Source organism: Kribbella kalugense (assembly GCF_004365875.1).
Lineage (GTDB): Bacteria > Actinomycetota > Actinomycetes > Propionibacteriales > Kribbellaceae > Kribbella > Kribbella kalugense.
The window spans coordinates 504878-530329 of sequence record NZ_SODF01000003.1 but is presented as its reverse complement, the minus strand read 5'-3'; the positions used below and the strand labels follow the sequence as shown (position 1 = coordinate 530329).

Below are 25452 nucleotides of genomic sequence, written 5' to 3'. Positions count from 1 at the left end.
GCGGTTGTGTGTCAGCGGGAGCGGGCGATCACGATGTCGGCGACGACCTTCCAGCCCAGGCTGCGGTACAGCCGCAGGCCGTCAATCGAGGCGATCAGGATGCCGCGTTTCGCACCCTTCGACGCGGCCGCCTCGACCAGGGACGCCATCACCGCGCTGCCGAGCCCGCGCCGGCGGTGTGCCGGGTCGGTCTCGATCCGGTCCGCGACCGCGTCCGGGCCGACGACCGCCATCCGCCCGCTCGACACCACTCCACCGTGCTGCGTGGCGCGGGTGATGATCAGGTCGTCCTCGAGCTCGGTGTGCAACGTATATCGCTCGTGCAGCTTCAGAGCAGGCTGCTCCGAGAGCTGGATCGTCATCAGCCAGTCCTGGTCCTGCTGGACCTCGAGGCCGAGGTCCTCCAGTTGCTCGATCCGGGCGTCCTTGTCGTCGGTGGCCAGCGTGATCCAGCCCGCGCCACGCCCACCGCCGTCGGCCACGGCCAGCTGCGCGGCCCGTTCGACCCGTTCCGGTTTGTCGTCGGCATCCAGTACGACGTACTCCGTCGGCCGGCTCTCCTCACCTGCCCGGACGATCAGAATGCCGTCGTTGTCGTCCTCAACCGTGGTCCAGCCCCGCGAGACGGACCACCCGGCCTGCCAACGGCGGACGAGTTCCTCACGATCTCTCACTAGTCGATTCAAGCAGCCCGACAGCGCGACGGCGAGGGGAACCGGTGTCGCTTGACACCAACTGGCCGTAAACCACTGCCTGCAGCGGGTCACCTTTACGCCCCGGACGTCTCAGGGGTCAACCCCTGAGCCGGCCGGTTGCGGACCCGGATTCCCGGGAGTCAACCGGCGATCCGAGGGGTTGACCCCTGAGACGTCCGGGGGTGGGTCAGTCGGTGGCGAGGAGGTCGTAGGTGAGGAGGTTGTCGTAGGTGCCGTCGCGGCGGGGGTCGGCGAGGCGTTCGTTGCCGACCCGGGTGAAGCCGTTGGCCTCGGCAACGTGCGCGGACGCGGTGTTCACATCGGCACACCGCAGGATCAGCCGGCGCCGGCCGAGACCGCCGTCCTCGATCGGCCGGAACGCGTGCGCGATCACCAGCTCGACTGCCGTCGACATCACCTTCCGGCCGCGCGCGTCCGGGTGCATCCAGTACCCGATCTCGCCTGTGGTGCGGTCGATCCGGTTCTTCAGGCCGAAGACGCTGACGTTCCCGAGCAGCTCGTCGCCGGCCGCGTCGGCGATCGCCCACGCCACCGCCTCACCACTGGCCGCCGCATCAGGCCGGCTCGCGATGAAGCCTGCTGCTTCGTCCAGTCCGTACGGCGACGGCATACCCGACAACCACTGCTGCGTCCGCTCGTCGCTGCACGCCTCCATCACCCGCTGCGCATCCGAATCCCGCAACGCCCGCAGCCGGATCCCGCCATCCTCGAGCACGGGCACCGTCCACCAGATGCCCTGCGGCTCAAGCTCGTCGTCCCGCCCGACCGACGCGACCCACTCGTCCTTCCGTACGCCGCGCGCCCGGCCACCGCCCGGGATCGTGACAAGCCCGCGGAAACCAACTTTCCAGGCGACCCGGCGGCTCGCGTAGTTCCCGACGAACGCCCGCCAGATCACCCGCTCCCAGCCAAGACCGTCGAACGCGTACCGCACGGCCAGCTTCAGCGCCCGCGTCATCACCCCGTTGCCCCGGACCTCCGGATCCACCGCGAACCCGACCTCACCGACCCCGCCCTCGCCGTCGCCGAGGTCGATCGTCCCGGCGTACCGGCCGTCGTACTCGATCGCCCAGGCCCACATCGTGTTCGTGCGCCAGCCGTTCGGGACCACCTCGGTGAGGAAGTTCACCGCGTGCTCGTGCCGGTACGGGACCGGGATGGTGGTCCACTGCTGCATCACCGGGTCCTGGCAGATCCGGTACGCCGGCTCGACATCGTCGGCCGTGTGGGCGCGCAGAGTCACCACACCGTCGGTCAGCACCGGCACGTCCTCGGGGAATCGCATGCTTCAGGGTGACGCGCTGCGATCAGGTGAGCAACGCATTTCCCTGACAGCGAGAGTTTTCGAGATTAGGCTGTCAGCGTGAACGCAGCCGGAGGGGAGCCGCCACGCGGCCGGGGAGGGCAACTGGCCGCCCAGCGCCAGGCCACGATCGTTGCCGAGGTCAACAGTCGGGGCGCGATCACGGTGGCCGAGCTGGTCGATCGGTTCGGCGTCTCGGACATGACGATCCGGCGCGATCTGGACGCCCTCGACTCCAGCGGTCTACTACATAAGGTGCATGGCGGCGCGACGTCGGTCGGTCTGCGCAGCGCGCACGAGCCCGGCTTCGACGCCAAGCTGACGCAGGAGTCCGCGGCCAAACAGGCGATCGCGGCCGAGGCGGCCACCCGGGTCCAGCCGGACAGCGCGATCGGCATCGGCGCCGGTACGACGACGTACGCCCTGGCCCGTCAGTTGCTCCGGGTGGAGAACCTGACCGTCGTGACGAACTCGGCCCGGATCGCTGATGTCTTCCACGGCAACGGTCGCTCGGACCGCACCGTCGTACTGATCGGCGGCATCCGGACCCCGTCGGACGCGCTGGTCGGACCGATCGCGACCGCGGCGCTGGCGTCGCTGCACCTCGACCTGCTGTTCCTCGGTGCGCACGGTGTCGACGCCGAGCACGGGTTGAGTACGCCGAACCTGATGGAGGCTGAGACGAACCGGTCCTTCATCGCCGCCAGCCGCGAGATCGTCGTCGTCGCGGACCACACCAAGTGGGGCACCGTCGGCCTGAGCACCTTCGCCACCTGGGCAGACCTCGACGTCATCGTCACCGACAACGGCCTCTCAACCCCCGCCCGCAAGGCCATGCGGGACACGGGGTGCGACCTGATCATCGCCTCCTAGCTGAGGCGAGAGGCACCGGCCGACGGGGTAGCTGCCAAGGCTGCCGGTGCGGTGAAGCCCTTCTCCGCAAAGGCCTTCTCGATTGCGGCCAGGACCGAATCGGCCGCGTCGGCCTCGACCAGGGCGATGATGCAGCCGCCGAAGCCGCCGCCGGTCATGCGGGCGCCGAGCGCGCCTGCCTCGAGGGCGGTGTCGACGGCAACGTCCAGCTCGGGCACGGTGATCTCGAAGTCGTCGCGCATCGACACGTGCGATGCGGTGAACAGCGGGCCGACCTCGCGGAGCTTGCCGGAGCGCATCAACGCGACCGCGTCCTCGACCCGGCGGATCTCGGTGACGACGTGCCGGACCCGACGCCGTACGACGTTGTCCGACAACCGCGCGAGCGCAGCGTCGAGGTCCTCGAAGGCGATCGATCGCAGCGCGGGTACGCCGAGTTCGGCCGCGGCCTGTTCACAGCTCTTCCGGCGGGCGGCGTACTCACCGTCGACGTGCCGGTGTGGTGCCTTCACGTCGACGACCAGCAGCGCGAGCCCGTCGGCGGCCGGGTTGAACGGGATCTGGTCGGTCGACATCGCCCGGATGTCGAAGTACAACGCATGGCCCTCGGTGCAGCACATCGAGGCCGTCTGGTCCATCAGTCCGACCGGAGCGCCGACGTACTGGTTCTCGGCCCGTTGCGCGAGCCGGGCGACCTCGGCGGGGTCGACGTCGATATCGCGCAGACCGAGCAGGGCGACCAGCGTCGCGCAGAGCAGGGCCGCGGACGACGACAGGCCGGCACCGGACGGGATGTCGGACTCGAACCGCAGGTTCGCGCCGCCGATCGAGTAGCCGGACTCGCGCAGGATCCAGGCCGCGCCGGCCGGGTACGACGCCCAGTCGTCGACCGATCCCGGGGCCAGCTCGTCGATCGCGAACTCGGTGACGCCGCCGCGTCCGGCGGAAGCGACCGCGATCCGGCCGTCGTCGCGCTTCGACGCGGTGACCACGATCTGGTTCGGCAACGCGATCGGGAGAACCAGGCCGTCGTTGTAGTCGGTGTGTTCGCCGATCAGGTTGACTCGCCCGGGAGCGCGCCAGCTGCCGTCCGGCGTCGTACCGAAGACATCTCCGAAGGAGCTCACGAACCAACCTTCCGCAGGGTTTCGGCCACGTCCTCGGGCCGGGTGTCGCTGATGAACGCGCCCATGCCGGACTCCGAGCCGGCCAGGTACTTGATCTTGTCCTTGGCCCGGCGGATCGACAACAGCTCCAGGTGAAGGTAGCCGAGCTCGCGGTCGATCCGGACCGGGGCCTGGTGCCAGGCGGCGATGTAGGGCAGCGGCTCGCCGTACAGGCCGTCGAACCGGTTCAGGACGTCGAGGTACAGCTCGGCGAAGTCGTCGCGCTCGCCGACCGACAGCTCGTCGATACCGAACACCTGGCGGTGCGGATAGAGATGTACTTCGACCGGCCAGCGGGCTGCCTCGGGGACGAACGCGGTCCAGTTGCCGTTCTCGGCGACGACCCGGGTGCCCTCCTTGCGCTCGGCGGCCAGGACGTCGGCGAACAGGTTGCTGCCAGCAACTTCCTGGTGCTTCCGGGCCTGCGTCATCAGGTTCCGCATCCGCGGCGGCAGGAACGGGTAGGCGTAGATCTGGCCGTGCGGGTGGCTCAGCGTGACGCCGATCTCGCGGCCCCGGTTCTCGAACGGGAAGACCAGTTCGACGTCGTCGCGGGCGCCCAGCTCGGCGGTCCGGTCGGCCCAGGTGTCGACGACGAGGCGGGCCTGGCCCTGGGAAAGCTTGGTGAACGACTGGTTGTGGTCGCTGGTGAAGCAGACCACCTCGGTCCGGCCCGGGCCGGCGAACGACGGGAACCGGTTCTCGAAGACGGCGACGTTGTAGTCGTGGTCCGGGATCTCGGTCGGGTTGCCCGGCTTGCTCGCGCACAACGGGCACTGGTCCGCCGGCGGCAGGTACGTCCGGGTGTTGCGGTGGGTGGCGTAGGTGATCACGTCACCGGTCAACGGGTCGGTGCGCAGCTCGACCTGCGGTTGCGGTGCGGGCAGGCCGCGGGTGTCCTCGAGCGGAACCCGGACCGGCGTGTCGGCCGGGTCGTAGTAGATCAGCTCGCGTCCGTCCGACAGTTTGGTGTCGGTACGGCGTACACCGCGGGGCGTGTTCATCGTGTGACCCTCCCGGCCGTACGACGCGTCCGGCCAGGAATCATCGTAAACCAACAAACTCGAACACGCACGGAAGACCGGGCGACCGGTAGGCTTCATCAATGGACGACTACGCCCAACGCCCGCCCTCTCGTGGATTGACGAGAGGGCGCTAGGAACACCGACCCATGAACGACACCCTGCTCAACATCGTCCTCATTCTGATCTTCGTGCTGATCGGTGGGGTCTTCGCCGCAGCCGAGATGGCCCTGGTCTCCCTCCGCGAGAGCCAGCTCAAGTCCCTCTCGCACCGCGGCAAGCGCGGCGAGACGGTGGCCCGGGTGGCCGCCAACCCGAACCGCTTCCTGTCCGCCGTTCAGATCGGCGTGACCCTGATGGGCTTCCTGTCGGCCGCCTTCGGTGGCGCGACGCTGGCCGACAGCCTGAAACCACACCTGCAGAACCTCGGCCTGCCGGCGTCCGTGGCCGGCACGGTGGCCCTGGTCCTGATCACCATCTGCATCTCCTACGTCTCGATCGTGATCGGTGAGCTGGCCGCCAAGCGGCTCGCGCTGCAGCGGGCCGAGACGTTCGCACTCGGCCTCGCTCCACTCGTCGACAAGCTCGCCTCGGGCGCCCGGCCGGTGATCTGGCTGCTGTCCAAGTCGACCGACCTGGTGGTCCGCGCACTCGGCGGCGACCCGAACGCGAACCGCGAGGTGATGTCCGACGAGGAGCTCCGCGACCTGGTCTCGGCGCACGAGTCGCTCGGTGAGGAAGAGCGCAAGATCGTCGACGACGTGTTCGAGGCCGGCAGCCGGCAGTTGCGTGAGGTGATGCTGCCACGGACCGAGGTGGACTTCGTCGACGGTGAAATGCCGGCGTACAAGGCGGTCAAGTTCGCCGCTGAGCGGCCGCACTCGCGGTACCCGGTGATGAACGGCTCCGCCGACGACATCGTCGGTTTCGTCCACGTCCGCGACCTGTTCGACCCGGCGGTCGCGTCCCGATCGGTCCGGGTCGGCGACCTGGCCCGCGAAGTACTGATGCTGCCGGACACCGCGAAGCTGTTGCCGACGCTGACCGAGATGCGCCGCCGGAGCACGCATATCGCGATCGTCCTGGACGAGTACGGCGGCACCGCCGGCATCGTCACGCTGGAGGACCTGGTCGAGGAGCTGATCGGCGACATCAAGGACGAGTACGACGAGGAGGCGGCGGAGACCACCCGGTTCATCAGCGGCGACATCGAGGTCGACGGCCTGCTGAACCTCGACGACTTCGCCGACGCGACCACGATCGAGCTCCCGGACGGACCGTACGAGACCGTCGGCGGTTTCCTCGCCGCTCGTCTCGGGAAGGTCCCGTCGATCGGCGACGAAGTCTCCTTCGACTCCCACACCCTCACGGTCAAGGAGATGGACGGTCGCCGCGTCGCCCGGGTCCGGCTGCACCGGGTCAGGCCGGCAGAGGGCGAGCAACCTCCGGCCGAGACGCCAGCACCCGCTGCCGACTGAGCACGACGAGCCCGCCGACGACGTACCCGAGGCCTTGGAAGACCAGGACCGGGATGATGCCGACGGCGTCACCGAGGAAGCCGGCCGCGGTGATGCCGATCAGGACGGCGACGCTTTCAGCCGCCCCGACTGCGCCGTAGATGCGGCCGCGGGTGCCGTCGACAGTGAGGTTCTGGAAGACGGTCATCATGCCGGCGACGGTGAGCGCGCCGGGCAGGCCGACGACGATCATGCAGACGAACGCGGGGATCACACTGTTCGACGCCAGTGGGTAGAGGAACAGCGTGCAGTCGATCAGGCCGAAGGCCAAGGCGCCGATGCCCCACAACCTGGCCGCCGGCCAGCGTGAGCCGATCGCGGCAGCGACCAGACCGCCGACGATGCCGCCGATTGCTTGCGACGAGACGATCAGGCCGTACACCTGCCCGTCGCCGCCGATCTCGGCGCTCACGAACGGCGCGAACAGCGTGCTCATGATCCCTTCGCCGACACCAGTGACCATGCAGAAGATGAAGAACAACCGGATCGCCGGCCCGGCAACGCACAACCGCAAGCCCTCGGTCCACTCCTCCTTCAGCCGCCTGATCGCACCACCCGCGGTCTGTTCCACTGCGGGCCGGACTTGCCGGTGCCGCATCCGTGCGATCAGCACGACCGCGATCAGGAACGTCGCGGCGTCGCCGATCGCGAGCAGTGTCAGCCCGCCGGCGGCCGCGAGTACGCCACCGAGTGCCGCGCCGATGAGCCGGGCGAGGTCGCGGATCTGACTGTTCAGCGCGTTCGCCGTGACGAGTTGCTCCTCGTGCACCAGCACCGGGACCAGCGACTGCTCGGCCGGCTGGAAGAACTGCTGCAAACAGCTCTGCGCCAGCACGACGCCGTACACGATCCAGATCGTGCTCTTGTCGTGTACGGCGATCAGCGGCAGCAGGACCGCCGCGTTGAGCACGTTCGTCACGATCATCGTCGTCCGCCGGTTCCAGCGGTCGACGAAGACTCCGGCGAGCGAGCCGAGTACGACGGCCGGCAGGAACGAGGCCAGCAGCAACCCACCCGAGGCCAGCGTCGACCCGGTCAGCACGTACACCTGGAACGCGAGCCCGGTCCGCAGCAGCCAGTCGCCGATCAGCGAGATCAGGCCGGCGCTCAGCATCAGGCGGTAGTCGCGCTGCCGTGCAAGGACGCCCCACAAGTCCTTCATCTCTACTCCTTCTCCGGCGAGATCGTGACGATGTGTGTGAACGAGACGTGCCGGCTACCGGGCGGGCGGGTGGACTTGTCGTCGATCGGCCGCTCGTCGACCCAGCGCTGCAGCAACGCGTCGACCTCCGTGACCAGCTCGGCCAGCTCGTCGGCGGTCAGGTAGAAGCCGCTCTGCCCGATGCCCGCGTTCTCCCGCCAGACCGCGTCCTCGGTGGTCCGCTGCTGCTGCCACTCGCTGAGTCGCTCCAACGCCCGCTCGGCCAGCAGTTGCTCGAGTACGTCGGCCGCCGCGGCACCTTCTGGGGTCGCGGCAGCATCCCGCCACGACTGCGACGTGGACACCAACCGCCACGGCCGCTCGCGGTTGTCCTTCCCCGGCGCCGGCTCGACGAAGTCGTACTTCGCCAACTGCCGCAGGTGATGCGAGGCCAGCGCCTGACTGATCCCCAACCGACGCGCCGCATCGGCCGCGGTCATCGGCCCTTCCCGCCCCAGCAGCGACTGCAGGTCCAACCGGACCGGATGAGCCATCGCCCGAATGGCCAACGGATCGTCCAGCAACCGGGTCCGGCGCGAATCCTTCTCCAAAGACATGCTTGGAATATCCACCAGCCTGAATCAGATGTCAAGCCATTGCTTGGAATGCTCCGCCGTACGATGCGATCCATGGCCGGTGCGGAGTCGTCGTCTGCCTGGGCTCCGCTGCGGCGGAGCGTGTTCCGCGCGCTGTGGCTGGCGCAGCTCGGATCGAACGTCGGTAGCTGGATGCAGTCCGTCGGCGCGCAGTGGACCGTTGTCCATCAGCCCAACGCGGCGGCGCTGGCGTCGATCGTGCAGGCCGCGAGCCTGCTTCCAGTGCTGTTCGTGTCGCTACCCGCCGGCGTCCTGGCCGACGTACTCGATCGGAAGCGGCTGATCGCCGCGGCGACCGCCGCGATGGCCGTCGTTGCGGGCGGGCTGGCGGTGCTGAGTGCCGAGGGCCTGCTGACCCCGACGGCGCTGATCGCGATCACCTTCGTGCTTGGCGCTTGCCAGGCGTTGACGAGTCCGGCGTGGCAGGCAATCCAGCCCGAGCTCGTGCCGCGCGAGGAGCTCCCGGAGGCCGCGGCGCTGAACAGTCTCAACGTGAACCTCGCGCGGGCGATCGGCCCGGCGTTGGCCGGCTTCGTGCTCGGCGTGAGCAGCTCGGCCATCGTGTTCGCCGTCAACGCGGTCTCGTACCTGGCGATCCTCGTCGTGCTGGTGCGCTGGCGCCGCCCGACCGCGGCGGCCGCAGCCGGCGAGCCGATGCTGCCGGCCCTCCGCGCCGGAATCCGGTACGTCGTCTACGCACCCGGCGTACGCCGCATCCTGCTGCGCGCGATGCTGTTCGTCCTACCCGCCTCGGCCCTGTGGGGACTCCTGCCAGTGGTGGCAGTGCATCGCCTCGGCCTCGGTTCGACCGGGTACGGCGTCCTGCTCGCAGCACTCGGTCTGGGCGCCGTCGGCGGAGCCATGTTGCTCAGGCCGGTACGGGCGAAGGTCGGGCGCAACACCCTGCTCGGATGCGCGACCGCCGCCTACGCGATCGGCGTACTGGCTGTGGCTTTGTTGCACAACGCAACGATCGTCGCGGTGATCTTTGTGGTCGCAGGGGCCGGATGGCTCGGTGCGTTGTCAACGCTGAACACGACATTGCAGTTGGCCTTGCCTGCTTGGGTTCGCGCGCGGGCGCTGGCCGTTTACCTGATGGTCTTCCTCGGCGGTCAGGGCGTCGGTGCGCTCATCTGGGGGTTGGTAGCCGCTGCTCTCGGAGCCCCGACGACACTACTGATCTCCGGGATTCTGCTGCTGCTCGGGGCCGCCTCGCTGGCAGTGATTCCGATCTACGCGCAAACGGGTCAGCTGGATCGGACCGTGGTCCAGCCTTGGCCGGATCCCGAGATCGGCATCCTGACCGAGGACGAGACCGATCTCGATCCGCGCTCGGGTCCGGTCCTGGTCGAGGTCTCGTACCACGTGCCGCCGGAGAACGCGGAGCAGTTCCGGACCGCGTTGGCACGGGTCGGCCTCTCGCGGCAACGCACCGGCGCGCGCCGATGGACGGCGTACCGCGACGTTGGTACGCCGGACGTGTACGTCGAGATGTTCGAGGTGGCGACCTGGGGTGAGCACCTACGTCAGCACAACGAGCGCATCACCGGATTGGACGCCGGTCTCTATGAGGAGGCCTCGCGGCTCGCCCTCGAACCGCCGCGCATCCGGCACCTGCTGGTGACCGACTGATCAGCCGGTCTGCTCGCGGATCCACTCGAGAGCAGGCTCGGAGTGGCTCAGGACCGAGATGTGGCCGAGGCCGGGGTGGAGGTCAAGGCTCGCGGTGGGGAGGTGGGCGGCGAGCCACTGTCCGTGTGACGACGGGATGATCCCGTCGGTGGTGCCGTGGACCAGGAGGGTGGGGGCGGTGATCGTGGTCGGGTCACAGCCCCAGTCGCTGACGTAGGAGCAGTCGTCATCGACCAGACCGTCGGGGCCGTTGGGCATCGACTTCTCGCCGGCGACCGAGCCGAGCCAGCCCCACGGTCCGTCGAACATCGCTACGTCGGATTCGGTGAACTCGGGGTCGTATTCGACGCCGGACGTCTCGTACCCGACCTTTGCGTCCCGCCCGCGGGCCGCGGCGTGGAGCGAGGCGAGTCCGCTCGGGACCATCCCGGCGTACCAGTCCAAGGCGTCGGCGTCGTACGGCGCGATGGCGGCGAACGTGGCGACTGCCTCGACTCGTTCGCCGAGGACCGCGGCCGAGCCGAGTGCGTAGGAGCCGCCGCCGGAGTACCCCATGAGCGCGATCGTGCCGATCCCTCGGGCGTCCAGGACCGCAGTCAGATCGGCCGCAACCGATGCCATCGTCCGACCAGGTTTGGCAGTCGAACCGCCGTACCCGGGCCGATCGAAGCCGATCCACCGGATCCCGAGCCACTTACCGGCCTCGAACAAGGGCTCCGGCGGCGTACCGAGATTAGGCGTGCCGTGGTGCCAGGCAACGGTCAGCCGCGTGTTGTCGCCGGGCGCGCTGTCGTACACGTGCAGGGTGCGGCCGTCCGGCAGCCGGAAGTCGATCTCCTCCATGCTGCTCACCATAAACGCCGAAATGTCGAGTAGTGCCGATCGCTTCCGACCTCTGCTGCGAAGATCCCAAACAGCTTCCCGAAAGGACACCGATCATGAAGTACCTGCTGCTGATCCACAGCAACCCGATCACCTGGGGCCACCCCTCGTTCCTGAACACCGAACAGGGCAGGGCCCTCCCGAAGAAGGCCCGCGACACCCTCACCGCACAGCTCGACAAGCTGCTCGACGAAATCGACGCTTCCGGCGAGCTGATCAACGCGGTCCCACTCGACCCGCCGGCCAAGACCCGGGTAGTCCGAGTCCGCGAAGGCGTCCGAGCCACCACCGACGGCCCCTACTCCGAAGCAAAGGAGCAACTAGCCGGCGTCTTCCTCATCGACGTCAAAACCCCGGAACGCGCCGAGGAGATCGCCGCGACGATCCCGGAGGCCGAGTTCGTCGCGGTAGAGGTCCGCCCGGTCTCGGTCTTCGAGTAGTACTGCGGCCCTCGCGGTGCTACGCGAGGGCTGGCAGTTCAGTGTTCGACGAGGCGTGAATGGTTTTCGTTGGTTGCGAGGGCGGGGTCGAGGGCGCCGAGGGCTAGCCAGGTGGCGCCGCCGACCCCGTCTCGGGCGGTCAGGACTTCGCCGGCGAAGTGTTGCCGGATCAGTTTGCCGACCGGTGATGATTCGCCGGCGACGCTGCCCGCGAGCACCATCGGGCCTTTGTCCGACGTCGTTTTCAGCCGCGCCACCGTCTCCATGAGCAACTCGGCTGCGCGTTTCACCAGGGCCTGTGCGGTCTCGTCGTCCTGTGCGTACGCCGCGATGACGGTCGGTGCCAACTCGGCGAGCATGACCGGTGGCCGGCTGTTAACTGTCCGTACCAGATCGTCGCGCAGCGCGTCGTACCCTTCACGCTGTGGAGTCGCGTGCTCGCCCCGATCGGGCAGAACAGCTTGTACGACGGCCTGCCCGAGTAGACCGAGCGGCTCGCGCAGATCGAGCGCCTGCAGCACCGAGCGGACCGCTTCCCGGCCGAGCCAGAAACCGGACCCGTCGTCACCCAGTAGCCAGCCATGCCCGCCCGCGGTCCGCAGCAGTTGATGGTTGCGCACCAGGCCCACGTTGCTGCCGGTCCCCGCGATCAGCACAGTCCCGTCCGGTTCCGGCGTACCCGAGGCAAAAGCAACCTCGAGATCGCCGATGTAGTCCGGAGGAACGGTCAGCCCCGCGCCCGACCACGCAGCCTCGAACTGAGCGGCCACATCGGGCCGGCCCAGCGCCACGCTGCCCGCCATGCCGACCACACTCGACTTGACCGCGGCCGCGTCCAGCCCGGCCAGCGCGGTGTGAAGCGCCTGACCGAAGTTGGCCGCCGCGCTTGCCGGATGACTCGTCGGGTTTCCGCCCGCGGCAGCACCGCGACCGACTACGTTGCCCTCAGAGTCCGCGATCACGATCCGGGTGGAGGTCCCACCGAGATCCCCGCCCAGCACCAGCGGACCGGCTGCGGAAGGGGCCGGCAGGGGACGTTCGACCGACATACGCAACGCTCCAAACTGCTCAAAAGAGCCTATTTACAAGCACAAGCGAACAAGGTCACGCAACGGTCTGGGAGAGCACAAATGATGAGCCTTGACTTTAGCTGCCAGTTGAGAAAAGTTCTGTCCAGCAAACCGCAAACTTGCGCACTTGTCGGCACCAGGAGTGTCGCTGCGAGCAGATTAGTCGAGGGGTGGGCCGCTGATGGCCAGCAGTAAGCACGGGGGATCCGGGGAGACGAGCGGCGTGAGCGCGCAGTCTTATGTGCACACACTGACCCCGATTCTGGCTGCAGTGACAGAGCTGATTGACGGTCCGATCCAGCCGGCCGCCGACCTGATGACCGCCTCCCTACGCGCGAACGGCGTGATCCAGGCCTTCGGCTCCGGGCACTCCGAAGCGCTCGCGATGGAGATCGCCGGCCGGGCCGGCGGGCTGATCGCGACCAACCGGATCGCGCTCCGCGACCTGGTCCTGCTCGGTGGCGAGCCGCCGGAGCTGCTGCGCAGCGCGGAGCTCGAGCGCGACCCGAAGTACTCCCGCAAGCTCTACGAGCTGTCCGCCGCGCGACCGGGCGACCTGTTCGTGATCGCCTCCAACTCCGGCGTGAACGGCTCGATCGTCGAGCTCGCGAGCGTCGTGAAGGAGCACGGTCACCCGCTGATCGCGATCACCTCGCTGCAGCACACCAGCGGGATGGACTCCCGGCACCCGTCCGGCAAGAAGCTGATCGACTTCGCGGACGTTGTCCTCGACAACCAGGCGCCGTACGGCGACTCCGTGCTCGACCTGCCCGACGGTGGCGGCAAGGTCTGCGCGGTCTCGTCCATCACCGCCGCATTGATCGCGCAGATGCTGGTCGCCGAGGTGCTCCGCCGGATGACCGAGGCCGGCGAGACCCCGCCGGTCTACCTGTCCGCGAACATCCCGGGCGGCGACGAGCACAACCATGCCCTGGAAGAGCGGTACGCCGGGCGCATCCGGCGTACTGCGTGAATCACACTCCGAAGTAATAGCCTGCCGGGGTGCTGAAGCGGCGGACATTACTGCAAGGTGTTCTGGCCGGCGCGGTCGTGAGCGGATGCTCCTCGACCCCGCCGGCGCCGGTCGTGTCGCCGGGGAACCCGTTCACTGTCGACGGAAACGCGCCGGTCGACCTGGTGATCAGCGACGAGTACGGCGGGTTCGCGGCCGCGGCGTACCGGAAGAAGTACGCAGGTGCCACCGTCACGCCGAAGGTGACGGCGCAGCTGTCGGAACAACTGCTGCCCCGCTTCGCCGCGGGCAATCCACCGGACGTAGTGCTCAGTGCCGGTGACAACGACCTCGACATCGGGCGCCTGGTCAAGGACGGTCAGCTGACCGATCTGCAGCAGTTGCTCGACGCCCCTTCCTGGGACAACCAGGACACGAAGGTCGCGGACCAACTGATGTCCGACCTGCTGAACATCGGCCAGTACGACGGGGCGCAACGCACGGTCAACTACGTCGCGACCGTCTACGGCCTCTGGTACTCCGCCAGCCTTTTCCAGCGCAACGGCTGGGACGTACCGCGGACCTGGCCGGATCTCCTTGCCCTAGGCACCGATATGAAGGCGGCCGGTCTCGGCCCGTTCATCTACGCCGGAACCCACCCGTACTACCTGCTCGAGCTGGTCCTCACGCTGGCCGCCAAAGAAGGCGGTCAGGACGTGCTGAAGCGGATCGACAACCTCGACGACGGCGCCTGGAAGGACGCGAACGTGACCCGGGCGATCACCGCGGTCGGCGAGCTGGCCAAACGCGGCCTGCTCGCAACGGGAGCCGCGAAGTACGACCACATCGGTTCGCAGAAGCGGTTCTTCGCCTCGAAGGCCGGCATGCTGCCGTGCGGGAACTGGCTCGAGAACGAGATGAAGACGCTGATCCCGGCCAACTTCGCGCTGACGATGTTCGCCGTACCGGCACTGGACACGTCGCCGGCGCTCGCCAGCGGGCTGCATGTCGCGGCGACCGCGCCGTTCCTGGTCCCGGAGAAGGCGAAGAACAACGCCGGCGGGCTCGAGTACCTGCGGGCGTTGCTGTCCCAGGACGTGGCATCGCAGGTCACCTCGGAGTCGAACCAGCTCACGATCGTCCGCGGCGCGGCCGACGGGCTGGAGATCGGTACGGCGCTGCGCTCGGCACGCGACCTGCTCTCGGCGGCCGGCGACCAGATCATCACCTGGTACTTCGACAGCTGGTACCCCGCCTTCGCGAACGCAGCCGCCGCGGCCACCGGCCAGCTCATGGCCGGCGGACTCCAGCAGTCCGAATGGACCGCCCGCATCCAGGCCGCCGCCGACAAGCTGAAGCAGGACAACGCAATCACGAAGTACCACCGGGACTGAGATCTGGGTAGGTTAGGGCAACCTAACTCGACTCTTGTGAGGTCTCTATGCGCCGGCTGGTGGTCCTGATTGTGCTGCTCCTGGCCCTGGCCGGCTGCGGAACCGACGAAAAGCAGCAGGTCGCGAGCTCGCAGAGCGGTGGCGCGTTCCCGGTCACGATCAAGAACAAGTACGGCGACACCGTGGTCGAGCAGGCTCCGAAACGGGTCGTGACGGTCGGGCTGGTCGAGCAGGACGCGCTGCTCGCGCTGGGCGTCGTACCGGTGGCCACGACCGAGTGGTTCGGGGAGAAGCCCGGTGCGCTGTTCCCGTGGGCTAAGGCGAAGCTCGGGGATGCCGCAGTACCGCAGGTGTTGAGCGACAAGGACGGGATCCAGTTCGAGAAGATCGCCGCGCTGCGACCCGACCTGATCATCGGGCTGTACGCCGGGATCACGGCGGACGACTACAAGAAGCTGACCGCGATCGCGCCGACGGTGGCCCAGCCGGTTGGCGTACCGGACTATGGCGTGGCCTGGCAGGTCGTGGCGCGGACCGTCGGTCAGGCGGTCGGGAAGCCCCAGCAGGCGGACGAGCTGGTGAAGGGGATCGAGAAGCGGTTCGCGGACGTGCGGGCGCAGCATCCCGAGTTCAAGGGCAAGCCCGCCTTGATGGCCTCGCCGTACGAGGGGTACTTCGTTTATGGCACGCAGGATCCGCGGTCGCGGCTGCTGACCGACTTCGGGTTCTCGCTGCCGGCCGGGCTGGACAAGGTGATCGGGGACAAGTTCGGCGGGAACGTCAGCGCCGAACGGGTCTCGCTGCTCGACCAGCAGGCCGTGGTCTGGTTCCCGTCCAAGGGCGGTACGGCGAAGTTGAAGGCCGATCCGCTCTACAAGAACCTCAAGGTGCGGACCGAGGGACGTGACGTGTTCGTCGAGGAGGACTACGACGACCAGCTGTACGGCGCGGTCAGTTTCGTGTCCGTACTCAGCCTGCCGATCGTCCTGGACGAGCTGGTCCCGAAGCTGGCCGCCGCGGTTGACGGCAACCCGGCAACGAACGCGTAATACACCGTCGCTCTCGGGCGCTCATCGCCGTACTCTCTTGCTGAGGAGTGAACGCGATGGCGTGGCTTGGAGCAGCGGTTCTGTTCTTGCTGCTCTGCGCCCTGCTCGGCCTCTTGCTCCCCGGTCCGCCGCCGTCCCGCTGGCGGCGTCGGCTCCAGCGTGTGACCACGGGGATGGCCGCTCGGTTCCGCCGGCATCCGGTCCCTGCACCGGATCCGTTCGACACCCTCCGCCTGCAGACCCGGCTGGGCGATCTGTCCAGCAAGATCCGCACCGTGGAGTCCGCCCCGCACGTCTACGCCAAAGCCCACCGCCTGATGGCGCTGGAGGCGGCGTACGACGACCTGCTGGACGAGGCCTGCCGCCTGGCCGGCGTACCCGACCAGGCGGAGTGCCGGCGCGCGGAGGAAAAACGCTGGCAGGAGGAGCAAGAACTCGCCTCCCGGGGCTGGAGCTGGTAAGCCATACCGCCCGGGTGATGGTTGGACTCGGGTCGCTGGCAGAATCGGGCTATGTCCCAAGCTGCGTCTGACCCCTCCGCAGCCGGTTCCCAGCCTCGCCCTCGGGTGTTGTCCGGGATCCAGCCGACGGCGGACTCCTTCCACTTCGGTAACTACCTCGGCGCGCTGAGGCAGTGGGTGGCCCTGCAGGACGACCACGAGGCGTTCTACTGCGTCGTCGACCTGCACGCGATCACCGTGGAGTACGAGCCGAAGGCGCTGCGGGAGCGGACCCGTCGCTCAGCGGCCCAGCTGCTCGCGGCCGGTATCGACCCGGAGCGGTCGACCCTGTTCGTCCAGTCGCACGTGCCCGAGCACGCCCAGCTGGCCTGGGTGATGTCCTGCATCACCGGGATGGGCGAGGCGAGCCGGATGACGCAGTTCAAGGACAAGACCGCCAAGGGCGGCGCCGAGCGCGCCACCGTCGGCCTGTTCACGTACCCGATCCTGCAGGCCGCGGACATCCTGGTCTACCAGGCCGACCGGGTGCCGGTCGGCGAGGACCAGCGGCAGCACGTGGAGCTGACCCGCGACCTGGCGCAGCGCTTCAACCACCGGTTCGGCAAGACCTTCCGGGTGCCCGAGCCGTACATCGTCAAGGAGACCGCGAAGATCTTCGACCTGCAGGACCCGACCGCGAAGATGAGCAAGTCCAGCTCGTCCCCGGCGGGCATCATCGACCTGCTGGACGACCCGAAGGTCAGCGCGAAGAAGATCCGCTCCGCCGTCACCGACTCCGGCCGCGACGTGATCTTCGACCCGGAGAACAAGGCCGGCGTCGCCAACCTGCTGACCATCTACTCCGCGCTCACCGGCCGCAAGATCAGCGAGCTCGAGGACGAGTACGCGGGCCGTGGGTACGGCGACTTCAAGAAGGACCTGGCCGAGGTCGTGGTCGAGTTCGTCACGCCGTTCCGGGAGAAGACGCTGGGCTACCTGGACGACCCGGCGCAGCTGGACGCGATCCTGGCCGCCGGCGCCGAGCGGGCCCGTGCGGTCACCGAGCCGACCCTGGCCCGGGTCTACGACCGGATCGGGTTCGTTCCTGGCCCCCCGCAGGGCCGCGGATGACGACTATCGGTGTCGCGATCCCGATCGCGGAGCCGTACGGCACGGAGCTGCAGAAGTTCCGGGCCGAGTTCGGTGATCCGATGGCCGCGTCGATCCCGACCCACGTCACGCTGCTGCCGCCGACCGAGATCGAGGCGACCGACCTGGACGTGATCGACGAGCACCTGCTCGGGCTGGCGGCCCGGTTCCCGCGGTTCCGGATCCGGCTTCGCGGTACGGCGACGTTCCGGCCGATCTCGCCGGTGGTGTTCGTGCCGCTGGCCGAGGGCATCTCGTCGTGCGAGGTGCTGCAGTCGCAGGTCCGGTCCGGCCCGCTCAAGGTCGACCTGCGGTTCCCGTACCACCCGCACGTGACGGTCGCCCACGACCTGGACAAGGACGCGCTCGACCGCGCGTACGACGCCCTGTCGGAGTACGACTGTGCCTTCGACGTCGAGTACTTCAGCCGTTACGAACACGGCGCCGACGGCGTGTGGCGCCCGCAGCGGTCGTTCCCGCTGGCAGGCTGAGCCCGCCACTCTCGGGTACAGGAGTCTCATGGGGACGATCAAGCGCGTCTGGGCGCGATTCAGCAAGACGCAGTTGTGGCGCGCCTGGCAGCGGTACGGCGACCAGCGCGGCAACCGCTTGGCCGGGGCGACGAGCTTCTTCGGGTTCCTGTCGTTGTTCCCGCTGATCGTGCTGGCCGCGGCGGTGACCGGGCCGCTGCTCGGCGACAAGGCGATCCAGACCCTGAAGGACGCCCTCCAGCAGAACCTGCCCGGGATCGGCGACCGGATCGACATCGACAGCCTGGTCAACCATGCCGGCACGATCGGCCTGGTCTCCGGGGTCTCGCTGCTGTTCACCGGTCTCGGCTGGATCGACTCGCTGCGGGCCTCGATCCGCTCGATGCACGAACTGGACGACGAGCCCGGCAACGCGATCAGGCTGAAGGTCGTCGACTTCGGCGCACTGGTCGGCCTCGGCCTGATCGGCCTGATCGCGACCGGCGCCTCGTCGGTGCTGACCGGCCTGTCCCAGCGCATCGTCAACGCCTCCGACCTGGACGGGACCTGGCTGGCTAGCTGGGGGATCGACCTGATCAGCATCGTCGTGGGCATCGGAGCAGGCGCGGTCCTGTTCCTCTACATGCAGACCGCGCTGCCGCGGATCCTCCTGCCGCGCAAGGTCGCCTTGATCGCTGCGCTGGCGGGCGGCATCGCCTTCTATCTCGCGCAGAAGCTCGGCAACATCTACGTGAATCACGTGATCGGTGCCAACGCGGCGTACGGCGCTCTCGCGTTGCCGCTGGCACTGCTGGTCTGGATCTACCTGATGACCCGGGTGATCATGCTGGTCGCGGCCTGGACAAAGGAAGCGACCGTCGACCTGCGCGTGGTCGAAGAGGAAGCGGCGCCGGAGCCTGTTGAGGAAGAGCCGCTCCTGCTCGGGCCGCCGGGCAAGCGCTTCAAGGTGGTCCCGATTCCGGAGCGCCAGGCGGACACGGTCGCAGTCGCCGCCGGCGCCGTGCTGGGTGCCACGCTCACCACGATTGCCGTCCAGGCGGTACGAGCGGTGCGTTCGGTCCGTCGTTAGTGGCGGCGGCGCCGCAGGGTGCGGGGGCGGCGGAGGAACAGGCTGAGGAGTAGCACGGGCGGGGCGGCGTACGCCCAGACGGGGACGCGCAGGGCGAGCGACTGGACGGCCTGGCCCGGGCTGAGGACGGTGCGGCTGCCCGGCGGGTGCGCCGTACCTGAGGTCTTGGTCTCCGGCTTTCCCTCGCTCTGGGTCTTGGGCGGAGCCGCGGCCTCCTTGACCAGGTTGCCGACCGGCTTGAGCTTGGCGTAGTTGGAGAACGTCCAGGTCAGGAGGTTGCTCGCGTCCTCGGTGATGCCGTGCGGCGCGTTCATCATCGTCACGACCAGCGTGTGGCCGTTGCGGCGGGCGGCGCCGACGAACGTGTTGCGGGCCAGCGTGGTGTAGCCGGTTTTGACGCCGAGCGCGCCGTCGTAGTTGAACAGCAGCTTGTTCTGGTTGGCGACCTGGTAGGTGCCCTTGTTGCCCGCGTTCGGGAAGTTCGTGAACTTGGTCGAGGCGTACTTCGCGAAGTCCTGCCGAGCCAGCCCCGCCTGCGCGAAGAGAGCCAGGTCATAGGCGCTAGAGTACTGCCCGTCGGCGTCCAGGCCGGTCGGGTCGGTCACGTGGGTGTCGAGCGCGCCGATCTCCTTGGCCTTCGCGTTCATCCGCTGGATGGTCGCGGGGATGCCGCCCTGGTCGTGAGCGCAGAGCGCGTGGACGGCGTCGTTCCCGGAGGCCAGGAACATGCCCTGGAAGAGCAGGTCGACCGTGTAGTGCAGGCCGGGGTACACGCCGACCTTGCTGCCGATGATCCCGGCGTCGGCGTCCGAACCGATCACCGGATCGGTCTTCTTCAGCCGCGGCAGCAGGACCAGCGCGGTCAGCGTCTTGAGCGTGCTGGCCGGGCGGAGCTGCGCGTGCGGAGCCTTCGCGGCCAGCACCTGACCGGTGTCCAGGTCGGCCACGACGTACGCCGACGCCTGCACGGCCGGCGGTGCCGCCCCGTCGGCGATCACCGTCGGCTTCGCCGTCAGCAGGTCGCCGCCGACCGGGCTTTGTGAGCCCTGGCCGGCGGCGGTAGCTGTCAGAGGTCCGGCGACCACCAGTGCGGTGGTTGCGCAGGCCGTCAGAAGCAAACGCATCGCGGGCACTCTAGTTGCCCGACGGTGCAGATGTCACAGGAGGGTCTCATGCCCGATATGCGGTCCACATGTTGCTCATGCGGGTTGACTGGCCGGGCGTGAACTGGTTGTAGCAGGAGTCGTAGGAGTAGTCCATGTAGTTGTGGATCGGGTCGAGACCGGGCAGCGAGCAGGAGTCCCGGCCGGTCGGGCAGCCGCTGGAGGAGCTGCTCTGGGCGGGCGTGTCGGACACCGAGTCGTTCGTGCTCGTGCAGCCGCCCTGGAACGTGTGGTAGAGCCCGAACCAGTGGCCGGCTTCGTGCGACGCGGTCTTGCCGAGGTTGAAGTTGGTCGCCGAACCACCGGGCAGCGAGCTGTACTGGACCCGGATGCCGTCGATCTTCGGGTTGCTCGCGTAGTCCCACGGGAAGGTGGCGATCCCCAGGTACGAGAAGTCGACCAGCCAGATGTTCAGCGCGTTCTTACCACCCTTGCGCGTTTGTGAGCGGTACGTCGTGCTCTGTCCGTCGGTGTGCCAGGTGTTGTTCTTGATCCGGTCGGTGCCGGCCAGGGTGAACGTGAAGCCGGTGTTCGCCGCCTGCGACGACTCCTGACCGGCGTAGTCCTGGTTCAGCTCGGCGATCTGCTGGCTGATCTGGCTGTCCGTGACATCACCGGCGCCGGAGGTGCTGAGCATCACGTGCACGTACACCGGAACACTCGCCGCGGCCAGCTTCCCGTCCGTCGGCGCGAGTCCGCGGGCCTGCTTGGCCTTGAGGATCTGCGCGGTTTTGGCGTCGATCGCCTTCTGCTCGGCGGCCGACAGTTCGCGGTGGTCGGCACCGAAGCCACCACGTGCGGCCGGGCCTTCCTCGGGCGTGAAGCAGGCCGGGTTCCCGGTCTGATTCGCCGGCAGCTGGGCAGTCGCCTGACCAGCGAGCGGGCTGAACGCAAGCGCCGTACCGGCCAGCACAACGGCCAGAGCGCGGGGGCGGGTAATGAAAGATCGCATAGCGGTCCTCCTGAATCGGGCCACTTGGGCGGTGCGGCCGGATCCGGAGATTTTCCCCACGATCCCGCACAGTGCCTAGCCGTTCACTGTCCGCACAGTGCCAAGGCACCACAGCGCCGCGAGTCCTGTGGGCCGGGCGGGATTGACAGCGGGCGGTGGGGTTGAGTCAATGGACTGGACGTAGACCAATAGACTCCGGGAGTGGCTGTGTTGGGTGTGGAGGAGCTGCGGGGGCTGGTTGAGGCTGGTGAGGTCGACACGGTGTTGGTGGCGATCACTGATATGCAGGGGCGGTTGCAGGGGAAGCGGTGTGGTGCTCGGTACTTCCTGGAGGAGGTGCTGAAGCACGGGACCGAGGGGTGCAACTACCTGCTCGCGGTCGACGTGGACATGAACACCGTGGACGGGTACGCGATGTCGTCCTGGGAGCGTGGGTACGGCGACATGGTGATGGCGCCCGACCTGGACACGCTCCGGCTGATCCCGTGGCTCGAAGGTACGGCGATGGTCCTCTGCGACGTCGAGTGGCTGGACGGCTCCCCGGTCGTCGCGTCGCCGCGTCAGGTACTACGAGCCCAACTCGACCGGCTGGCCGAACGGAACCTGAAGGCGTACGTCGGCACCGAGCTCGAGTTCATCGTGTTCGACGACACCTTCGAGACCGCCTGGAACAAGCGGTACGCCGATCTGACCCCCTCGAACCAGTACAACGTCGACTACTCGCTCGTCGGCACGTCCCGGATCGAGCCGCTGCTCCGCGACATCCGCAACGGTATGACCGGCGCCGGCCTGTACGTCGAGTCCGCGAAGGGCGAGTGCAACCTCGGGCAACACGAGATCGCCTTCCGGTACGACGAGGCGCTTGCCACCTGCGACAACCACTCGATCTACAAGACCGGGGCGAAGGAGATCGCGGCCAAGCACGGCAAGAGTCTGACCTTCATGGCGAAGTACGACGAGCGTGAAGGCAACTCCTGTCACATCCACCTGAGCTTCCGCTCGACCGACGGTGACGCGGTCCTGGCCGGAGACGGTGACCACGGGTTCTCCCGGTTGATGGAGCAGTTCATCGCCGGTCAGCTCGCGTGCCTGTCGGAGTTCACCTATCTGCTGGCCCCGAACATCAACTCCTACAAGCGATTCCAGAAAGGCAGCTTCGCGCCGACCGCGATCGCGTGGGGTCTCGACAACCGCACCTGCTCGCTCCGCGTCGTCGGCCACGGCGAGTCGCTCCGGGTCGAGAACCGCCTCCCGGGCGGCGACGTGAACCCGTACCTCGCCGTCTCCGCGATCATCGCCGCCGGCCTGCACGGCATCGAGCACGAACTGGAGCTGGAGCCGCTGCTGGTCGGCAACGCCTACGAGTCCGACAAGGAGCACGTACCGGCGACGTTGCGCGAGGCGGCTGCGCTCTTCACCGGCTCGAAGCTCGCCCGCGAGGCGTTCGGCGACGAGATGGTCGACCACTACGCCAACGCAGCGCGGGTCGAGCTCGATGCGTACGACGCTGCTGTCACCGACTGGGAGCGGGTCCGTGGTTTCGAACGACTCTAGGCCCCGGATCGGCATCACGACGTACCTGGAGCCGGCGACCTGGGGGATCTGGCAGCGGGAGGCTGCTCTGCTCCCGAAGGTGTACCTGGATGCGGTAGTCGCGGCCGGAGGGGTGCCGCTTCTACTGCCTCCAGTCGGCACCGACACCACAATCCTCGACGTGCTCGACGGCCTGGTCATCGCAGGCGGTTGCGACGTCGATCCGGCGTCCTATCAAGCGTCAGCGCATCCCGAAACAGTCGACACCAGACCGGGCCGCGACGAGCACGAGCGCGTGCTGATCGAGGCCGCCTTGGACCGCGATCTCCCGCTCCTCGCGATCTGCCGAGGCCTCCAGATGCTCAACGTCACCCTCGGCGGCACGCTGCACCAGCACCTCCCCGACGTCGTCGCGCACGACGAGCACCGCCCGTCGCCCGCGGTGTTCGGCACCACCGAGGTGAAGGTCGAGCCCGGCACCCTCACCGCTCGCATCCTCGGCGATCACGCCGGCGGCAGTTGCTACCACCACCAGGCCATCGATGTCGTCGCACCGGCGTTGAAGGTCACCGCCCGCGCCGGCGACGGAACGGTCGAGGCGGCCGAAGTCAGAGGCCACGACTTCGCGCTCGGTGTGCAATGGCATCCGGAGGAGACCCCCGACGACCTGCGGCTGTTCACCGCTCTGATCAGGAGTGCAACGTGACGTATGACGTGATCAACCCGGCCACCGAAAAGGTGATCCGCACGATCTCGCTGGCCACCGAAGAAGAGACGGACGCCGCGATCGCCAGAACCGCAAAGGCCTTCGAAACTTGGCGAAACGTGACGCCCGCCGACCGCGGCAAGCTGCTGAGACGGTTCGCCGACGCGGTCGACGCCGACCTGGAGAACCTGGCCGAGCTGGAGGTCGAGAACGCCGGCCACACGATCGGCAACGCCCGCTGGGAGGCAGGCAACGTCCGCGACGTCCTGACGTACTACGCGGCCGCGCCGGAACGCCTGTTCGGCAAGCAGATTCCCGTTGCTGGGGGCATCGATATCACCTTCCACGAACCCCTGGGCGTGGTGGGCGTGATCGTGCCCTGGAACTTCCCGATGCCGATCGCGGGTTGGGGTTTCGCCCCAGCCCTTGCCGCCGGCAACACCGTCGTACTCAAGCCGGCCGAGCTCACGCCGCTGACCGCGATCCGGCTCGGCGAGCTGGCGCTGGAGGCCGGCATTCCGCCCGGGGTATTCGAAGTCGTGCCAGGCAAAGGCACCGTGGTCGGGCAACGGTTCGTCACGCATCCCGCCGTCCGGAAGATCGTCTTCACCGGCTCGACCACAGTAGGCAAACAGATCATGGCCGGCTGTGCCGACCAGGTGAAGCGGTTGACGCTGGAGCTGGGTGGCAAGTCCGCGAACGTCGTCTTCGCCGACGCGGACCTGGAGAAGGCGGCAGCGCAAGCGCCGTACGGCGTGTTCGACAACGCCGGCCAGGACTGTTGCGCGCGATCCCGGATCCTCGTTGAAAACAAGGCGTACGACCGCTTCCTGGAACTCCTCGAACCCGCAGTGAAGAACTTCAAGGTCGGCGATCCGAGCGATCCGGCAACGGAGATGGGGCCGCTGATCTCCGCCAAGCAACGCGAGCAAGTGGCGTCGTACGTCGAGAACCCAGCATTTCAAGGGACTGCGCCGAGCGGCCCCGGCTTCTGGTTCCCGCCGACGGTCCTCGCGCCGGCGTCGGACCGGGCGATCCGCGAGGAGATCTTCGGGCCGGTGGTCGCGGTGATCCCGTTCGAGGACGAGGCCGACGCGCTGCGGATCGCGAACGACAGCGAGTACGGGCTGTCCGGCTCGATCTGGACGCGGGACGTCGGTCGCGCGATCAGGGTCGGCCGCGGTGTCGAAGCCGGCAATCTCTCCATCAACTCGCACTCGTCGGTCCGGTACTCGACACCGTTCGGCGGCTACAAGCAGTCCGGCCTCGGTCGGGAACTCGGTCCGGACGCGCTGGCCGCGTTCACCGAGACCAAGAACATCTTCATCAGTACGGAGGACTGAATGGACTCACAAGCTCATCGGCTCGAGGGTCGCGTCGCCGTGGTGACCGGTGGTGCGAGCGGGATCGGTCTGGCCACGGTACGACGGCTTGCAGCGGAGGGCGCGCACGTCGTGATCGGTGACCTCGATCCGGCCGCCGGCAAGGCTGCCGCGGACGAGGTCGGCGGCCTCTTCGTGCAGACCGACGTCACCGACCCCACTGCGGTCGAGAACCTCTTCAAACAGGCCTTCGACACCTACGGCAGCGTGGACATCGCCTTCAACAACGCCGGCATCTCGCCGCCCGATGACGCGTCGATCCTGGACACCGGACTGGAGGCGTGGCGAAAGGTCCAGGAGGTCAACCTGACCTCGGTCTACCTGTGCTGCAAGGCCGCGATCCCTTACATGCAACGGCAGGGCAAGGGGTCGATCATCAACACGGCGTCGTTCGTCGCGGTGATGGGCGCGGCGACCTCGCAGATCTCGTACTCCGCTTCGAAGGGCGGCGTACTGGCGATGAGCCGGGAGCTCGGCGTCGAGTTCGCCCGGCAGGGGATCCGGGTGAACGCACTCTGCCCGGGCCCGGTGAACACCCCACTCCTGACCGAGCTGTTCGCCAAGGACCCGGAGCGCGCCCAGCGCCGCCTGGTCCACGTCCCGATGGGTCGCTTCGGCGAACCCGACGAGATCGCCGCCGCGGTCGCCTTCCTGGCCAGCGACGACTCGTCCTTCATCACCGCCAACACGTTCCTCGTCGACGGCGGAATCTCGGGCGCCTACGTAACACCGATCTAGGGGGTGTCTCCCGCTC

25 protein-coding genes are annotated in these 25452 nt (G+C 68.1%); 15 read left to right on the top strand and 10 right to left on the bottom strand.

All coding sequences use genetic code 11. The annotated features are described in order from the left end of the window. Positions 1-11: 11 nt before the first annotated feature. Together EV650_RS33845 and EV650_RS33840 are read right to left on the bottom strand one after the other, a co-directional pair. A complete protein-coding gene (locus EV650_RS33845) occupies positions 12-674 on the bottom strand; it encodes a GNAT family N-acetyltransferase (RefSeq protein ID WP_134123229.1) in 663 nt (220 codons plus the stop codon). Positions 675-882: 208 nt separating this feature from the next. Then, a complete protein-coding gene (locus EV650_RS33840; protein WP_134123228.1) occupies positions 883-2001 on the bottom strand; it encodes a GNAT family N-acetyltransferase in 1119 nt (372 codons plus the stop codon). 78 nt (positions 2002-2079) lie between these two features. Between EV650_RS33840 and EV650_RS33835 the strand changes: the two genes are divergently transcribed. After that, the gene (locus EV650_RS33835; RefSeq protein ID WP_134123227.1) at positions 2080-2892 is read left to right on the top strand and encodes a DeoR/GlpR family DNA-binding transcription regulator; all 813 of its coding nucleotides are present in this window, start codon (positions 2080-2082) and stop codon (positions 2890-2892) included. Here EV650_RS33835 and galK read toward each other — a convergent pair. After that, the gene (galK, locus tag EV650_RS33830; RefSeq protein WP_134123226.1) at positions 2889-4019 is read right to left on the bottom strand and encodes a galactokinase; all 1131 of its coding nucleotides are present in this window, start codon (positions 4017-4019) and stop codon (positions 2889-2891) included. The two genes, EV650_RS33835 and galK, sit on opposite strands and share 4 nt — an antisense overlap. Continuing rightward, positions 4016-5062 carry a galactose-1-phosphate uridylyltransferase gene (gene galT, locus EV650_RS33825; protein WP_134123225.1) on the bottom strand — a complete coding sequence of 349 codons (1047 nt, stop codon included), beginning with the start codon at positions 5060-5062 and terminating at the stop codon, positions 4016-4018. The genes galK and galT overlap by 4 nt, the downstream gene beginning before the upstream one ends. Positions 5063-5229: 167 nt before the next feature. Between galT and EV650_RS33820 the strand changes: the two genes are divergently transcribed. After that, complete coding sequence (locus tag EV650_RS33820) at positions 5230-6558, top strand: hemolysin family protein (protein ID WP_134123224.1); 1329 nt, start codon at positions 5230-5232, stop codon at positions 6556-6558. Here the strand turns inward: EV650_RS33820 and EV650_RS33815 are convergent. Next, the gene (locus EV650_RS33815; RefSeq protein ID WP_134123223.1) at positions 6500-7759 is read right to left on the bottom strand and encodes an MFS transporter; all 1260 of its coding nucleotides are present in this window, start codon (positions 7757-7759) and stop codon (positions 6500-6502) included. The genes EV650_RS33820 and EV650_RS33815 overlap by 59 nt on opposite strands. Before the next feature lie 2 nt (positions 7760-7761). Next, positions 7762-8355, bottom strand: a complete 594-nt coding sequence (locus tag EV650_RS33810) for a helix-turn-helix domain-containing protein (protein ID WP_134123222.1) — start codon at positions 8353-8355, stop codon at positions 7762-7764. A 72-nt stretch (positions 8356-8427) separates the two neighbouring features. On the opposite strand from EV650_RS33810, the gene EV650_RS33805 reads away from it, so the two are divergent. After that, complete coding sequence (locus EV650_RS33805) at positions 8428-10026, top strand: MFS transporter (protein WP_202875163.1); 1599 nt, start codon at positions 8428-8430, stop codon at positions 10024-10026. Here EV650_RS33805 and EV650_RS33800 read toward each other — a convergent pair whose 3' ends face one another. Next, complete coding sequence (locus EV650_RS33800; RefSeq protein WP_134123220.1) at positions 10027-10869, bottom strand: alpha/beta fold hydrolase; 843 nt, start codon at positions 10867-10869, stop codon at positions 10027-10029. Between the two features lie 95 nt (positions 10870-10964). Here EV650_RS33800 and EV650_RS33795 point away from each other — a divergent pair, with 95 nt between their 5' ends. Continuing rightward, on the top strand, positions 10965-11348 hold the full coding sequence (locus EV650_RS33795; protein ID WP_134123219.1) for a YciI family protein: 384 nt from the start codon (positions 10965-10967) through the stop codon (positions 11346-11348). Positions 11349-11386: 38 nt separating this feature from the next. On the opposite strand, the gene EV650_RS33790 is transcribed toward EV650_RS33795, so the two are convergent. Beyond that, entirely contained in the window at positions 11387-12397 is a 1011-nt protein-coding gene (locus EV650_RS33790; RefSeq protein ID WP_134123218.1) for an N-acetylglucosamine kinase, read from the bottom strand. A 202-nt stretch (positions 12398-12599) separates the two neighbouring features. Here EV650_RS33790 and EV650_RS33785 point away from each other — a divergent pair, with 202 nt between their 5' ends. Genes EV650_RS33785 through EV650_RS33755 form a run of 7 tightly spaced genes read left to right on the top strand, consistent with a single transcriptional unit; the run spans position 12600 to position 18962 of the window. Beyond that, positions 12600-13391: a sugar isomerase domain-containing protein gene (locus EV650_RS33785; protein ID WP_134123217.1), complete on the top strand. Its 792-nt coding sequence runs from the start codon at positions 12600-12602 to the stop codon at positions 13389-13391. 29 nt (positions 13392-13420) lie between these two features. Next, positions 13421-14764, top strand: coding sequence for an N-acetylglucosamine/diacetylchitobiose ABC transporter substrate-binding protein (ngcE, locus tag EV650_RS33780; RefSeq protein ID WP_134123216.1), 1344 nt, complete (start codon positions 13421-13423; stop codon positions 14762-14764). A gap of 47 nt (positions 14765-14811) precedes the next feature. Further along, entirely contained in the window at positions 14812-15813 is a 1002-nt protein-coding gene (locus tag EV650_RS33775; protein WP_134123215.1) for an iron-siderophore ABC transporter substrate-binding protein, read from the top strand. A gap of 56 nt (positions 15814-15869) precedes the next feature. After that, the gene (locus tag EV650_RS33770; protein WP_202875161.1) at positions 15870-16274 is read left to right on the top strand and encodes a hypothetical protein; all 405 of its coding nucleotides are present in this window, start codon (positions 15870-15872) and stop codon (positions 16272-16274) included. A 51-nt stretch (positions 16275-16325) separates the two neighbouring features. Continuing rightward, positions 16326-17384, top strand: a complete 1059-nt coding sequence (gene trpS, locus EV650_RS33765; RefSeq protein WP_134123214.1) for a tryptophan--tRNA ligase — start codon at positions 16326-16328, stop codon at positions 17382-17384. Then, a complete protein-coding gene (locus EV650_RS33760; protein WP_134123213.1) occupies positions 17381-17893 on the top strand; it encodes a 2'-5' RNA ligase family protein in 513 nt (170 codons plus the stop codon). The genes trpS and EV650_RS33760 overlap by 4 nt, the downstream gene beginning before the upstream one ends. A 28-nt stretch (positions 17894-17921) precedes the next feature. Then, positions 17922-18962: a YihY/virulence factor BrkB family protein gene (locus EV650_RS33755; RefSeq protein WP_134123212.1), complete on the top strand. Its 1041-nt coding sequence runs from the start codon at positions 17922-17924 to the stop codon at positions 18960-18962. Here the strand turns inward: EV650_RS33755 and EV650_RS33750 are convergent. Together EV650_RS33750 and EV650_RS33745 are read right to left on the bottom strand one after the other, a co-directional pair. Further along, on the bottom strand, positions 18959-20086 hold the full coding sequence (locus EV650_RS33750) for a D-alanyl-D-alanine carboxypeptidase family protein (RefSeq protein WP_134123211.1): 1128 nt from the start codon (positions 20084-20086) through the stop codon (positions 18959-18961). The two genes, EV650_RS33755 and EV650_RS33750, sit on opposite strands and share 4 nt — an antisense overlap. Positions 20087-20132: 46 nt before the next feature. Then, complete coding sequence (locus EV650_RS33745; RefSeq protein ID WP_134123210.1) at positions 20133-21077, bottom strand: zinc metalloprotease; 945 nt, start codon at positions 21075-21077, stop codon at positions 20133-20135. Between the two features lie 201 nt (positions 21078-21278). Between EV650_RS33745 and EV650_RS33740 the strand changes: the two genes are divergently transcribed. Genes EV650_RS33740 through EV650_RS33725 form a run of 4 tightly spaced genes read left to right on the top strand, consistent with a single transcriptional unit; the run spans position 21279 to position 25436 of the window. Then, positions 21279-22631 (top strand): glutamine synthetase family protein, encoded by a 1353-nt coding sequence (locus EV650_RS33740; protein ID WP_238174651.1) that lies wholly within the window; start codon positions 21279-21281, stop codon positions 22629-22631. Beyond that, entirely contained in the window at positions 22612-23316 is a 705-nt protein-coding gene (locus tag EV650_RS33735) for a gamma-glutamyl-gamma-aminobutyrate hydrolase family protein (protein ID WP_238174650.1), read from the top strand. Before EV650_RS33740 ends, EV650_RS33735 begins: the two co-directional genes overlap by 20 nt. Continuing rightward, a complete protein-coding gene (locus EV650_RS33730; protein ID WP_238174649.1) occupies positions 23313-24659 on the top strand; it encodes an aldehyde dehydrogenase family protein in 1347 nt (448 codons plus the stop codon). The genes EV650_RS33735 and EV650_RS33730 overlap by 4 nt, the downstream gene beginning before the upstream one ends. Further along, on the top strand, positions 24660-25436 hold the full coding sequence (locus EV650_RS33725; RefSeq protein WP_134123207.1) for a 3-oxoacyl-ACP reductase: 777 nt from the start codon (positions 24660-24662) through the stop codon (positions 25434-25436). The last annotated feature ends 16 nt before the right edge of the window (positions 25437-25452 follow it).

Bases quoted from the DNA above. Each gene is read 5' to 3' on its own strand.
- EV650_RS33760 (WP_134123213.1), top strand. From the start codon at position 17,381: ATGACGACTATCGGTGTCGCGATCCCGATCGCGGAGCCGTACGGCACG.
- EV650_RS33820 (WP_134123224.1), top strand. From the start codon at position 5,230: ATGAACGACACCCTGCTCAACATCGTCCTCATTCTGATCTTCGTGCTG.
- EV650_RS33755 (WP_134123212.1), top strand. From the start codon at position 17,922: ATGGGGACGATCAAGCGCGTCTGGGCGCGATTCAGCAAGACGCAGTTG.
- EV650_RS33750 (WP_134123211.1), bottom strand. From the start codon at position 20,086: ATGCGTTTGCTTCTGACGGCCTGCGCAACCACCGCACTGGTGGTCGCC.
- EV650_RS33815 (WP_134123223.1), bottom strand. From the start codon at position 7,759: ATGAAGGACTTGTGGGGCGTCCTTGCACGGCAGCGCGACTACCGCCTG.
- EV650_RS33770 (WP_202875161.1), top strand. From the start codon at position 15,870: ATGGCGTGGCTTGGAGCAGCGGTTCTGTTCTTGCTGCTCTGCGCCCTG.
- trpS (WP_134123214.1), top strand. From the start codon at position 16,326: ATGTCCCAAGCTGCGTCTGACCCCTCCGCAGCCGGTTCCCAGCCTCGC.
- galT (WP_134123225.1), bottom strand. From the start codon at position 5,062: ATGAACACGCCCCGCGGTGTACGCCGTACCGACACCAAACTGTCGGAC.
- EV650_RS33790 (WP_134123218.1), bottom strand. From the start codon at position 12,397: ATGTCGGTCGAACGTCCCCTGCCGGCCCCTTCCGCAGCCGGTCCGCTG.
- EV650_RS33840 (WP_134123228.1), bottom strand. From the start codon at position 2,001: ATGCGATTCCCCGAGGACGTGCCGGTGCTGACCGACGGTGTGGTGACT.
- EV650_RS33795 (WP_134123219.1), top strand. From the start codon at position 10,965: ATGAAGTACCTGCTGCTGATCCACAGCAACCCGATCACCTGGGGCCAC.
- EV650_RS33810 (WP_134123222.1), bottom strand. From the start codon at position 8,355: ATGTCTTTGGAGAAGGATTCGCGCCGGACCCGGTTGCTGGACGATCCG.
- EV650_RS33775 (WP_134123215.1), top strand. From the start codon at position 14,812: ATGCGCCGGCTGGTGGTCCTGATTGTGCTGCTCCTGGCCCTGGCCGGC.
- EV650_RS33805 (WP_202875163.1), top strand. From the start codon at position 8,428: ATGGCCGGTGCGGAGTCGTCGTCTGCCTGGGCTCCGCTGCGGCGGAGC.
- EV650_RS33785 (WP_134123217.1), top strand. From the start codon at position 12,600: ATGGCCAGCAGTAAGCACGGGGGATCCGGGGAGACGAGCGGCGTGAGC.
- EV650_RS33725 (WP_134123207.1), top strand. From the start codon at position 24,660: ATGGACTCACAAGCTCATCGGCTCGAGGGTCGCGTCGCCGTGGTGACC.
- EV650_RS33745 (WP_134123210.1), bottom strand. From the start codon at position 21,077: ATGCGATCTTTCATTACCCGCCCCCGCGCTCTGGCCGTTGTGCTGGCC.
- EV650_RS33800 (WP_134123220.1), bottom strand. From the start codon at position 10,869: ATGGAGGAGATCGACTTCCGGCTGCCGGACGGCCGCACCCTGCACGTG.